Origin of the sequence: Anaerotaenia torta, from assembly GCF_050433395.1 — a bacterium.
Lineage (GTDB): Bacteria > Bacillota > Clostridia > Lachnospirales > Lachnospiraceae > Mobilitalea > Mobilitalea torta.
Map to the genome: position 1 here is coordinate 65,692 of NZ_JBNPXH010000003.1, position 12,347 is coordinate 78,038.

Annotated in this window: 14 protein-coding genes; 11 read left to right on the top strand and 3 right to left on the bottom strand. The window is 45.2% G+C overall.

What is annotated here, in order from left to right; genetic code table 11:
- Position 1: 1 nt before the first annotated feature.
- The 7 genes from HNQ56_RS06405 (at position 2) to HNQ56_RS06435 (ending at position 5,583) form a co-directional block, all read left to right on the top strand.
- Positions 2-1,177 carry an ABC transporter ATP-binding protein gene (locus HNQ56_RS06405; RefSeq protein ID WP_429143916.1) on the top strand — a complete coding sequence of 392 codons (1,176 nt, stop codon included), beginning with the start codon at positions 2-4 and terminating at the stop codon, positions 1,175-1,177.
- On the top strand, positions 1,167-2,168 hold the full coding sequence (locus tag HNQ56_RS06410) for an ABC transporter ATP-binding protein (RefSeq protein WP_429143918.1): 1,002 nt from the start codon (positions 1,167-1,169) through the stop codon (positions 2,166-2,168). The genes HNQ56_RS06405 and HNQ56_RS06410 overlap by 11 nt, the downstream gene beginning before the upstream one ends.
- A 37-nt stretch (positions 2,169-2,205) precedes the next feature.
- Positions 2,206-2,499 (top strand): hypothetical protein, encoded by a 294-nt coding sequence (locus HNQ56_RS06415; protein WP_429143920.1) that lies wholly within the window; start codon positions 2,206-2,208, stop codon positions 2,497-2,499.
- 254 nt (positions 2,500-2,753) lie between these two features.
- Positions 2,754-3,473 (top strand): hypothetical protein, encoded by a 720-nt coding sequence (locus HNQ56_RS06420; protein WP_429143922.1) that lies wholly within the window; start codon positions 2,754-2,756, stop codon positions 3,471-3,473.
- Positions 3,470-4,240 (top strand): class D sortase, encoded by a 771-nt coding sequence (locus tag HNQ56_RS06425; protein WP_429143924.1) that lies wholly within the window; start codon positions 3,470-3,472, stop codon positions 4,238-4,240. Before HNQ56_RS06420 ends, HNQ56_RS06425 begins: the two co-directional genes overlap by 4 nt.
- A gap of 417 nt (positions 4,241-4,657) precedes the next feature.
- On the top strand, positions 4,658-5,035 hold the full coding sequence (locus HNQ56_RS06430) for a hypothetical protein (RefSeq protein ID WP_429143926.1): 378 nt from the start codon (positions 4,658-4,660) through the stop codon (positions 5,033-5,035).
- On the top strand, positions 5,032-5,583 hold the full coding sequence (locus HNQ56_RS06435) for a DUF2087 domain-containing protein (RefSeq protein ID WP_429143928.1): 552 nt from the start codon (positions 5,032-5,034) through the stop codon (positions 5,581-5,583). The genes HNQ56_RS06430 and HNQ56_RS06435 overlap by 4 nt, the downstream gene beginning before the upstream one ends.
- Positions 5,584-5,636: 53 nt before the next feature.
- Here the strand turns inward: HNQ56_RS06435 and HNQ56_RS06440 are convergent, their stop codons facing one another.
- The 3 genes from HNQ56_RS06440 to HNQ56_RS06450 form a co-directional block, all read right to left on the bottom strand.
- The gene (locus HNQ56_RS06440) at positions 5,637-6,554 is read right to left on the bottom strand and encodes a GNAT family N-acetyltransferase (RefSeq protein ID WP_429143930.1); all 918 of its coding nucleotides are present in this window, start codon (positions 6,552-6,554) and stop codon (positions 5,637-5,639) included.
- Positions 6,555-6,617: 63 nt separating this feature from the next.
- Entirely contained in the window at positions 6,618-7,526 is a 909-nt protein-coding gene (locus tag HNQ56_RS06445) for a helix-turn-helix transcriptional regulator (protein WP_429143932.1), read from the bottom strand.
- Positions 7,527-7,551: 25 nt separating this feature from the next.
- Positions 7,552-7,791, bottom strand: a complete 240-nt coding sequence (locus HNQ56_RS06450; RefSeq protein ID WP_429143933.1) for a hypothetical protein — start codon at positions 7,789-7,791, stop codon at positions 7,552-7,554.
- Positions 7,792-8,006: 215 nt separating this feature from the next.
- Here HNQ56_RS06450 and HNQ56_RS06455 point away from each other — a divergent pair, with 215 nt between their 5' ends.
- The 4 genes from HNQ56_RS06455 to HNQ56_RS06470 all read left to right on the top strand — a co-directional run bounded on the left by HNQ56_RS06455 (position 8,007) and on the right by HNQ56_RS06470 (position 12,192).
- The gene (locus HNQ56_RS06455) at positions 8,007-8,672 is read left to right on the top strand and encodes a response regulator transcription factor (protein ID WP_429143934.1); all 666 of its coding nucleotides are present in this window, start codon (positions 8,007-8,009) and stop codon (positions 8,670-8,672) included.
- Between the two features lie 12 nt (positions 8,673-8,684).
- The gene (locus HNQ56_RS06460; RefSeq protein WP_429143935.1) at positions 8,685-10,280 is read left to right on the top strand and encodes a sensor histidine kinase; all 1,596 of its coding nucleotides are present in this window, start codon (positions 8,685-8,687) and stop codon (positions 10,278-10,280) included.
- 240 nt (positions 10,281-10,520) lie between these two features.
- On the top strand, positions 10,521-11,441 hold the full coding sequence (locus HNQ56_RS06465; protein WP_429143936.1) for an ATP-binding cassette domain-containing protein: 921 nt from the start codon (positions 10,521-10,523) through the stop codon (positions 11,439-11,441).
- Positions 11,425-12,192, top strand: coding sequence for an ABC transporter permease (locus HNQ56_RS06470; protein ID WP_429143937.1), 768 nt, complete (start codon positions 11,425-11,427; stop codon positions 12,190-12,192). Before HNQ56_RS06465 ends, HNQ56_RS06470 begins: the two co-directional genes overlap by 17 nt.
- The last annotated feature ends 155 nt before the right edge of the window (positions 12,193-12,347 follow it).

Below are 12,347 nucleotides of genomic sequence, written 5' to 3' on the forward strand. Positions count from 1 at the left end.
AATGGGATTATTAAAGCAGAAAAAAGCAAAAAACGTTAATTACATCTCCGGCAAGGAAGCGCACAGGATTTCCAAAGAGAACTGGAAGATAACCAGTCAGATGGAAAAAAAGAAGAAGCGTAAGAATGTTCCGAGAGAGGAATATATTACGAAGATGAAAAATCCGGAGAACGTAGTGGAATTTGATAATCTGCATACCTATTTCTATACGGATGTCGGCACCGTGAAAGCCGTAGATGGTGTGTCTTTTGATATTCCGCAAGGGAAAACCGTAGGTGTGGTAGGAGAATCCGGCTGTGGTAAATCAGTAACCAGTCTGTCTATTATGCAATTGGTTCAAAGACCCCAGGGACAGATTGTAAAGGGAGCCATTCGGTTTAACACAGGCAAGGAGGTTTATGATATTGCCCAAACCCCCACTGTAGAGATGCAGAAGCTGAGAGGCAATATGCTCTCCATGATATTCCAGGAACCAATGACCAGTTTGAATCCGGTATTCCGGATTGGCGCACAGATTGATGAGGTTATTGCTCTCCATAATCAGAAGATGCCCAAAGAGGAAGTAAAAACACGTTCCATCCAGATGTTAGAGACAGTAGGTATTGCCAACAGTGAGGGTGTTTATAAGATGTATCCCCATGAATTGTCCGGTGGTATGCGTCAGCGTGTTATGATAGCTATGGGGCTGGCCTGTAACCCCAGACTGATTATTGCGGATGAGCCCACAACCGCTCTGGATGTTACCATTCAGGCACAGATTTTGGAGCTTCTGCGCAATTTGAAGGATCAGACCAATAGCAGTATCATGCTGATTACCCATGACCTGGGTGTCATTGCAGAAATGGCAGATTTTGTAGTGGTAATGTATGCCGGAAGGATAGTAGAACGTGGCCTGGCAACGGAGATTTTTAAGAATCCTCTGCATCCCTATACCATCGGGCTGATGAACAGCAAGCCTGTTGTTGGTAAAGAGGTCGACCGTCTCTACAGTATTCCCGGGAAAGTGCCAAATCCTATTGACATGCCGAATTACTGCTATTTTAAGGATCGCTGCGAGCAGTGCATTGGCGCATGCGAGGGAGAATATCCAAAGGAAGTCTACCTGACACCGACTCATGCGGTATCCTGCTATCTTCATGCAGGCGGGCAGAAGGAGGGGATAAGCAATGGCCGATAAGAAAAGAAAAGATAATACAGCAGATGATATCATTCTGGAAGTAAAGGAACTGAAGAAATATTTTCCGATTAAAACCGGCGCTTTGTCAAGACAGAAGGGTGAAGTAAAGGCGGTTGACGGTATCAGCTTTCAGATAAAAAGGGGAACCACTATGGGTCTGGTTGGAGAATCCGGCTGCGGAAAATCTACTGCCGGAAGAACCATTCTTAGATTACAGGAAAAAACGGATGGCGAGGTTCTGTTTAACGGTAAGGATATTTTCAAAATGAATAAACAGGAATTAAGGGCCGTGAGAACGAAGATGCAGATTATCTTCCAGGATCCTTATTCCAGCCTCTCTCCTAGATTACCGGTCGGTGAGATTATCGGAGAGGCAGTAAAGCAGCACAGGATTGTTCCTGACAATCAGTATGAGGAATATCTGGATGATATTATGGCTTCCTGCGGTCTGCAGCCCTACCACAAAGACCGCTATCCCCATGAATTCTCGGGAGGACAGAGGCAGAGAATTTGTATTGCGAGGGCGCTTGCACTAAATCCCGAGTTTATTGTATGCGATGAGCCTGTCTCCGCCCTGGATGTATCTATCCAGGCGCAGATTATCAATTTGCTGAAGGATTTACAGGATAGCCGCAATCTGACCTATTTATTTATCTCCCATGATCTGTCTGTCGTGGAGCATATCTCCGACACCGTAGGTGTTATGTATCTGGGCAGCATGGTTGAGTATGGTGGAAAGAAGGATATTTTCAGTAATCCGGCTCACCCCTATACCCAGGCATTATTAAGCGCCGCTCCTGTACCGGATCCTGAGAAGAAGATGAACCGGATTATCCTGGAGGGAAGCATTCCTTCTCCGGCCAATCCGCCTTCGGGATGCAAATTCCATACCAGATGCAATCGGTGTATGGAAAGATGTAAGACAGAAGTGCCGGTAGTGAGAGAGATTGAAAAGGATCACTTTGTTGTATGTCATCTTTATGATAAGTAACACGGAAAAGCGGTAAGCAGAATTTTGCTGAATAGAAATGGATGGAATTATGAGAAGAGAGATAGGAGATAATGGCAAGGCTGAAAACGCAGATAGAAGGATGGAGCCGGAGGAAGACAGGGTGATTGCCGATATGAATATAGAGGGAATGCCATGGCATATGCAGGGGAAATCCTTATATCCGCAGAGCCAGGAGCCCCAGCCTCCATTGACGAAAAAAGAGCTATGGCGGTTGACTTTCAATGCTACAGCGGCTGCATTATTAATTGCAATTATATTTTTGGGTGCATTTTTTCTCTTTATTCTGTTTTGTATCCATGTATGGTTTTAACACATTGTTAATTGAATAGAGTGTTCCGAGGATGCTTTTATAGCTGTCGGGAGAGAATTTATGGAAGTAAATTCTCTCCCGGCAGTTTTTCGATTCGTCCTTATCTGCACAGGTCATATTCTGCGATGATACCGGCAAATTCAAAAGATGGAGATAAGCCGTTATTATGAATAATTACAGAGCAATCCGGTTAAAATTAACATTAAAGTTATGGGTGCCCATGGAAATCACAGGAAGAAGACGGAGGCAGAAGGATGAAGAAATATTATTTGCTAATTTTAATTGTCAGTGCAGGATTATTAATATCCAGCCCGAGGCAGGCACTGGCTGCAACAGGACTGTCGGAGGCGGAAGAAATACTTCTGGACAAGCTGGGTGCAGGGGTGGAAGTGGATGGAGAGACAAGATATATTCCGGTTGCGTATTTAAATCAAATAGAGAATGAGTTAATCAGAAATAAAACGGATCTTACCATGGAGCAGGCAGAGGCAGTTGCGGAAAAATGGAATGAGGTGTCCCGCCTTATGGAGGATATGGATATTCAGGATGTGATGAATGTCCAGAGCCCGGAGACTGCGCTGAAATTACTGACCCTGGTCAGCGAAGCCGCTTCAGAGATTGGCTATTCCGTCACTCTTGACCTTTCGAACGGAAGTGTTAATATTACGGATCCGGAGGGAGAAGAGGTCTATCTCGCGAAAAACACAATCAAACAGACGGGCTTTGAATACCAGCCGGTGCTTATAGGCGGAAGGGTGCTTTTGTCCGTTTTTGCCGCTTGTATATTCTTATATGCTGTTGGAAACATATACCTTCGGTGGAAGAAAACAATGAAATATAAGAAACAGCCCAAGAAAAGCAGATTATCAGAGGAAGAGAAGGAAGCGATCATGGAGAGATTGATAGCGGATCTGCGGGCAGGGATAATGGCGGATCAGATAGTCGGAGCAGATACCGGAGATGGGGCCAGATGAAGAGAAAAATGTTTCGAGGGCTGGTATATCTGTGCTTCTCATTCCTTCTCCTGCTGGTGGGATGCGGAATTATATTAAAGCTCATGTTTCCGGGAATTAATATTTTGTATGGTATTAATTCTATAGTGTCAAGAAAAGAGGATATAGGGATCGGTCCGGAGCTGAAATCGATCTATCAGCCGGAGCTTTCTGCAGAGGAAGGAACCCGGGCTTTGGAGGATGGCAAGTCTTCTTATGGAACAGCGGGCTTCAGACTGGGAGAAGGGGCGGATGCCAATGGGGCACAGGAAGCCGATGAACAGGAAGTAGAAACGGTTTCAATGAATGAGCTGCAATTTCCGGATTTGGGAATGCATTATGCCATGCTTTTTTGTGCCAGGATACAGCTGGAGGCTCCGGTTTACTGGGGGGATACCAAAGAAATCCTGCATTCCGGAGTCGGCCAGTATACCGGAAGCTTTCTTCCGGGCTTTGGACGCAGTATTTTGCTTTCGGGACATAATACGAGCTTTTTTAAACCGCTGGAAAAAATAGAGGAAGGAGATATCGTAACCTGCAGAACCAATTATGGAGAATATCGTTATGTGGTGAAAGAGGTGCTGGTAATGAGTGCGGAAGACGCGCAGAGACAGATGGATGGGATCTTGTCCTCCCGGGAAGAGGTCTTAATTATGTATACTTGTTATCCGTTTGAATCCATTGCAAAGAACAGGGATAAGCGCCTGTTTGTATATGCTGATAAAGTACAGGGTCCCCTCATAAAATAAGGGGGCCCTGTATGGAGAAGTGGGGAAAGTTTTAGTGAAAAGCAAAATAAATACCGGTGATGATGCTGATCCACAGCAGTAGGCTGATGGCCAAGCCATGAATTAAGCCACGGAAAAATTTAAGTTCGTTTGTCCGCATTTCGAGTACCTCCTGCAACATATCTTTCGGATTAGTATGGTCCATTTATCCAAAATCATACAGTCATCCATAGATTACATATATCAATACCATAAAACACACAAAAAATTAATGTTTATATAATTAAAATAAATATGATTGATTATATAAATATCTAATTAGATATTGACATCCTGGAATATATGTGTATAATTAAAGTGAATAAAATGCATATGTTTTATGGCAATTTTATTAGAATATAAGGCAATGTATGCCGTAATGGACAAGGGGAGGCTATTATGAACGATGTAAAAAAAGAGGCTGTATTCTCATATTTTGATGGAAGAATTGAGGAATGCAGCCGGCAGAGGAATGCGCTGTTGGACGACGGGCGGAAGGATGAGGCGGTTTTTGAAAAGATTCGTGCTAATGTCTATGATATTTTCAAGAGCGTATTTACCGTTGCATTAAAATCTGCAAAGGGTACCAATGATCCGGAGGCTGTTCAGAAGTTTTATTTGCAGAAGATGGAGGAATTGCCTTCTGCCTGGAGGGATTCCTATAAAAAGGCCGAGCAATTTGGGGATGTGGAAAAGCTGCATATTGAAAGTATCAAGTTGGAGACATTGGAGGAGATACGTTCCTCAATGAAAGAAATCTGGGGGGACAAACAATGACAGAAGCAGAAGCAATAAAACTTTTTAAATGTCTGTCGGATAAATCCAGGCTTCAGATATTAAAATCCCTGGTTATGGAGGATATGTATGTGGAGCGCCTGGCTGAGCGGCTGGGACTGACCCCCCCCACTATTTCATTTCATCTAAAGAAGCTGCTGGATGTGGGTGCGGTCACCTCTTATAAAAATCAGTATTATACCATGTATTCGCTCCGAAAGGAGATTTTCATGGCGAATATGATCGATATTATAAAGGAGGAATCCGACGAGGCGGAGCTGCAGTCCCGGAGAGATGCCCAGTATCGTCAGAAGGTAATCAACGCTTTCTTTGAATATGGAAAGCTGAAATCGATTCCGGCGCAGCGGAAGAAGGAGCGGATTGTGCTGGAGGAGATAGCAAAGGCCTTTGAGCCGGGGAGAATCTATAGTGAGCGCGAAGTGAATATCCTGATTGCCGATTACTATGATGATTTCTGTACCATTCGCCGGGACATGGTCTCGGAGCAGCTTCTGGACAGGAATCAGGAAGGATATTGGCTGGCCAAATAGCCAAAGAACAGTACAGCCGGAGGGACTCGTGATGAGCGCCTGCCGGCTGTTGGTTATTCCGCCCGTTCCAGACACCATGAATGTGTGCGTTCGGGAAGCTCACATGGCCGGAAATTAAGTTCCGAAAGGATTTGAAGTCTGTCCGAAGCAATGGGAACCGCCTTTGTTATAATTTGACCCGTGCCGAATAGCAGAAAAAAATCAGTGGTACAAAGGATCAGCAATTCCCGGATGAAACCGGTATGTTCATATTCGGAACAGAGATCAAGCCGGAGGACACCCTGGGGTGTTTTAAATTGTCCTATCATACCGAACATCTCAGTCGTTCCCACCGCTCTGCCCTGAGATTTATCCACTATTGCAAAGCGCACATATGCTTCCGCTTCATATGCTTTCAGCCAGGAGTCAATACAGGTTTCCATTTCTACCAGTGATTGATAGCGGAAATCATTGTCACATCGGTCGGCATTAAAAAGCGGCTGAGCCTTTGGGTCAGAATAACAATTCAATAAATCCTTGGCATCTTCCGGCTGCACCAGCCGGAGAATAAAATGTTCCGTTTCCAGGATGGGGCATTGTATATAAGGATTATGGCTGCCAAACCTTATAAGCCTTAGTATATCGTCTGCCGTATCCAATTGATCATAATCACCTTTTAAGCCTCCCGGCTTATGGTATGCAATGCCGTTTTCCCAATTGATACGCAAGCGCTCAAGCAAATCTTTCTTGCCGAATTGTCTGGCATATTGGTTGAAAGACCGGTTGCGGACACCCTGCAGCATATCTTCCCCACAGGGAAAATCATCGCATTGGTAACAGCCGTCAAGGCCCCTCTTTGCTGCGCAATTGTATACCGTGCAATCGCACCCGTCTTTCAAGCCCCTGGTTTTGCAGCCGGGGCAATCCTCAGCGCTGCACAGGACGCAGGCAAGACCGCACAGAGCCAGATCCCTTTCTTCGTAAAATCTCATAAGTATCACCCTCCTTTGTATAAAAGGATAACATAACAATAGCGACAACTGTGTGTCGCTATTCTAAGTGACAGATAAAATTTCTTCCGCTCTTTCCCGCAGCATGCTCTTTAATATCTCCGGCTCTAATACCTGGATCTGACTTCCAAATCCCATCAGCAAAGAAAACCACATGCGCTCAAGAGGAACACTCATGGCAGCTATAAAATCTCCGTTTTCACGCTCTTCAACCACATGATCCGTTAAATATTCCATGACCTGCTGCCGGATTTCCTTTTTGCAGAGCAAGCGGATGCTGAGATAGGTTCTCTTGTCCGGTGCGGATGCAATTTTCATCAGGGCTTCGGTATTGCCGTGCTGCTTTGAGAAGCTGCCTGCCGCAGCCTGGCAGTTTGAGACCCTTGATAGTTTGAACAGGCGATAATCCTGTTTTGCTGTGCAATAGGCAAAGAGATACCAGGAATACCATTGATAGGATAGTGCCAGAGGTTCAACGATCCGCTCCGATATGTCACCGGCGGCATTGGTATAGTCAATCCTCAGCGGTGTCCGATTATCAATTGCCTTGTCAATGATCTTTAAAGACTCATTAACAAAGGTTCGCTCACGTGCTGCGGAAAGATTTATGAATACCCGCTGTTGGTCACCCTGCATGGCAGTAAGTGCCTTTTCCAGTGTCTCGTTAATTTTTCGGCTGTCTATGGCGGAGCTTAATCCTTTCAGAGCAACAATGATATTGAGATAATCCTCCACATCGGCAATCTGTTTGGTCAGTTTGAAGCCGTCCATGATCTCATAGCCGCCTTCCTTGCCGTAGGTGGATATAATGGGGATGCCGGCCTGATTCAATGCGTCAATATCACGCTGTATCGTACGTTTGGATACCTCGAACCGTTCCGCCAGCGCTGATGCGCTGACTGTTCCTCTGTTCAAAAGGTACATGGTTATGGCAAGGAGCCTGTCTATTTTCATAAAATTATATCCTCGGCTGTGAACATCATAGGGTTTTTCCGCTTCCGTGAATCGTGCTGTTGATTATGCCCAGATCCTCTTTTGCATCTTTTACAATACCTTTGAGAGCTATGCCAATAATCAGGGAGAAGAGGGTTGATGCCAGAAAGAAGAAAAAGCGAAGTTCCTGCCCCTTGAAAAAAGTAATAAACATGGCAATAAAACAGATGCCGCTCAAAGCCAAAAGTATATTTGCCAATCGATTAGTTCTGCTGAAATATCTCATGTCTGACCTCCGTTAATCATAAATGATACGATGACTTCATTGATTGCTGCTTTCTTTATCATAGAAGCAGTATAACACGAAATGGACAGAATAAAAACTCCTTATTATAGTTATGTATAATATGGATTTTACCATTTCTGCAATGATTGACGAAGCAACAACCAGGAGATATAATAAATACATAAATATCCCCTGGCGGAAAGGAAAGGAATGCGATGGTAAAGGTGCTGTTTCTGGAGGATGAACCGACCATACAAGAGGTTCTGGCAGAATATATGAGGCTGCAGCAATACGATGTTACAACAACCGAGGATGGAGAAGCTGCCATCCAGCTGCTGGAAGCATCATCTTTTGATCTGGCAGTATTGGATATTATGGTTCCGAAGAAGAGCGGCCTGGAGGTTCTGGAATACATCAGAAGCTCCAAGCCTGATATGGCGGTGATCATGCTGACGGCAATCAATGATGAGTATACCCAGGTAAAGGCATTTAATCTCTATGCAGATGATTATGTGATTAAGCCGGTCTCACCCTTAATATTGCTGAAGCGGATGGAGACCATACTTCGGAGGACCCGCCCGTCTAATAAAAATCAGGAGAAAATTGAAGGGCTGTATCTGAATGAGGACTCCTACCAGGCGTTCTATAATAATATTCCCCTGCAATTGACTCTGAGCGAATTCCTGCTGCTTCAAGTACTGAAAAAGGATGCGGGAAGAGCCTTCACCAGGGAGCAGCTGATCCTTAGAATTTTCAATGAGGATTATATCGGCAATGACCGGATTATAGATGCCCATGTAAAAAATCTTCGCAAAAAACTGCCCTGTAATTATATCAAGACAGTAATCGGTGTAGGCTACCAATTTAACGATGAAGCTTAGAGGGGAGTAATAATGAGTCTATCCAGAAAAACCTTTCTTTACAGTGCGGTGATCTCCGTTATTATGATATCCCTGATTGTGGGATATTTTATTCTCATGCTTCCCCCCCTGTATGTATCCTATATGCAAAATAGAAATTATGCCTCTGTTCTGGCTCTGCAGGAGGGTTATATGGAGCTGAGGAGCTATGACCGGCTGGAGGTCAAGAATCCCTCTGCGACCATAACAATTGAGATTCCGAAGACAGGGAACCGTATTTTTATAGTGAATAAGCTTTTCCGGATTACAGTAGAGGTTCAGGAAGGGAGGATTCAGGAGCTCCTTGAGAAGATCCGGTATTATGCAGCCCATACGAAGGAGCTTTCATCCGTTGGGGAAGAGGATTTTAATCTGGATCAGATCATGGAGGAACTGGAACTCCAGACGCTGCCGGCAATGTCTGAATTGTTGGAGCAGTATCCTCTGAAATTTGATATTGAATTATTTCAGGATAAAGATACGTTTCGGGTACTCTCCTCAAAGCTGCATATGGAATCGGAGAGCCTGATGATCTTTGAGGGAAATGTAACGGACGGCCAGAATTATTATACCAGCTATATTGCCCTGGGAATGACAGAAGAGACAATTGATATTACTGTTATGCCCATCATGACTCCGAGAATAGAAGAGATCAGCCCGATTATCTTTCAAAGCCTGCCCATGATCGTAGCGGTTACCCTGCTGCTGGTCCTGGTATCCTCCCGGATATTCTCCAGGCACATTATCCAGCCGATTATCCGGCTGGCCAGACATGCCCAGTACAGGGCGTCAGAGAAGGATCTGAGACTGGAGCCGATTCCGATAACCGGGAAGGATGAGATCAGCAGCCTGGGGAAGAGCCTGAACGGTTTATATCAGAGAATACAGGAAAGCTATGGGGAGCTGGAGATTAAGAACCAGCATCTGACGGAAGAGAATAAACGGCAGGAGGTCTTCCTCAGGGCATCCTCCCACCAGCTGAAGACTCCCATCTCCGCGGCGCTGCTGCTGGTACAGGGAATGATCAGCGAGGTGGGAAGATATAAGGAAGTGAAGGAGTATTTGCCGAGGGTGAAGGAACAGCTTCTGTCCATGGAAAGGATTGTGGAGGATATTATCTATCTGAACCACTGCTCCCAGAACCTGGAGCTGGAGCGTATATCCTTGCCGGATCTGCTGGAGGAGTGCCTTGGAAATTATCGTGTCCAGATAGAGGAAAAGGCCCTTGATGTGATCTGGGAGAAGCATCCGCTCAGCATTGATACCGACAGGGAGCTGATGAAGAAGATACTGGATAATCTGATTTCCAATGCGGTTTACTTTACTCCGGGGGAAGGGCGGCTTCATATATCCTGTGAGGAGGAAAGAATTCGTATCAGCAATTATGGTGTGACCATTGATGAGGAGCTGCTGCCCCATGTATTCGACCCCTTTGTTACCAGTGTGGATCAGAATAAGGGGCATGGGCTGGGACTTTACGTGGTGTCTTACTATGCAGGTTTTCTGGGCTGTCAGGTGAAGCTTCGCAATATTGACGGAGGAGTCGAGGCTGAGCTTGTCTTCCGAGGCAATCCTGCAACGTCTGTATAATGAGAGGAAACAGGAATTTGCATATGGTGCTGTTACCAGCTGCGCCGATACACAAGAGTCCGCTTGCGGACTCTTCATTATCGTATGGGAAGGTTTGTCTATTAAGGGGTGTATTAATTGCTGAATCATCTTATCTGTCATGATATATGCATGGAATCTTCATTTCAAATTCATATGCCTTTGTTATAATCGTACCATAAACAGAAATAAAAATTCATAAATGAGAGGATGGGAGGCCCTATGGTGGTTATTAACAGCCTGCAGGTCCGGTATGGAAGCCAGCTGGCCCTGTCAATCGAGGAACAGATCACCTTTGAGGAAGGAGACCGCATTGGTATTATCGGGTCCAACGGAGCCGGTAAGACCACGCTGGTTAAAAGCATTCTGGGACTGACAAATTACCAGGGAAGCATTGTCACCGGCCTCAAGCCGGAAGAAATTGCAGTTCATCTGCAGCAGAATCACTATGTCAATACCATGGCGGTGAAGCATATCATAGAAACCGTGCTGGACACAAGCATTAAGAAAAATGAGCAGCTGCAGGAACTCATCGCCTTCTTTGATTTTGAAGGCTGTTTAAATAAGAGATATTCCGCCCTGTCCGGAGGACAGAAGCAGAGATTAACCATTATCCTGGTGCTGATCCAGGACGCGCCCCTGGTGTTTTTCGATGAGGTCACCTCGGGACTGGATTTTGAAACGAGACAGAAGCTGATGTCCAAGATGGGAGAGTGGTACCGGCATAAAACCTCCACCCTCTGTATCGTATCTCATTATTATGAGGAACTGGAATATCTGGTGAATAAAATATTAATTCTTGAGGCCGGCCGGGTTGTGGACTACGGCTGCAAGGATGAACTGTTCCGGAAGCACTGCGGAAAAACGGTAATCACCGTGGATAATAATGAGAGGAACAGGGAGCTGACACAGCATTTGCGCAGGCTGGAAGCGCCGGAGCATCTCATTGCCCTCTCCTGCCAGAACAGCCAGCTGGAACGGGAGATCACAGAGCTTTTGATCCGGGAGGATATTAACTATAAGCGAAGCAACAATGATATCGAGATTATGTCCATCAATGCGAAAGCAAGCTTCCGGGATTCGTTAAAGTCTGGAAAGCATGAGAACGGGGAAGGGGGAAGAAAAAATGCAGAAACAGTTTAGCAGGAGGCTGGTTCAATATGAATTGCGCAATATAGCCGGGAATCCCTTTGTTATCCTCTTTGGAGTGGTTTTTCCCATCCTTATGTGCGCGCTGTTTTCCGTTATGATGAAACGGCAGGTGCCGAAGGAGACCTATCCGGAAGTGATTACATCCATTTTTATCACTATGAGCATGATTATTCCCATGGCAATATTGCTGATTGGGTATGCGGCAAATTATTCACAGGAGCTGGAGAAGGAGATTCCCTTAAGGATGAACCTGTTCGGATTCCGGGAGAGAACGGTGTTGGCTGCCAGGATGATCGCTTATTTTATATTCCTGACAGTGGCTCTTTTGATCTATCTGGTGTCTGCGATGATGATTATTGATATTCAGGTGCCTGCACCCAGCTCAGTAGTTATTCTGGTTGCGGCCCTGTATCTGCTGTCCGTCATATTATTCGTTTTGGCTCATGGAATTTCCAACATATTCTGTAAGTTCGGACCTACCTATGCGGTTTCTATGTTCCTGTATTTTGGCTTTATGATCCTCAGCGGAATGATGGGAATTACCGTCGATCATCTTCCGAAGGGGATGAAGGCTGTTGCCAGGGTTTTTCCCATGTCCTATATCAGCAGTGATTTCGTAGGCTTCTGGCAGGGGGGCAGTTATAATTTCGCTCCCATAGTGCAGTCCTATCTGTTCTTTGGAGCGCTGTCTCTGATCATACTGATACTAAGTACCCGCAGGAGACAGAGAATTGTAAAATAGACAAGAGAATGAGTTGATAAATGTACGAGCTAAGAATTCAGCCGGCAGCATCGCTGCCGGCTGAATTCTTAATGCGGGGATCATGGAAAATTTATGGGTTGCAGGGGATCATGAAAAATTCATGGGTACAGTTGACAGGAGCAAGGATATGGTTA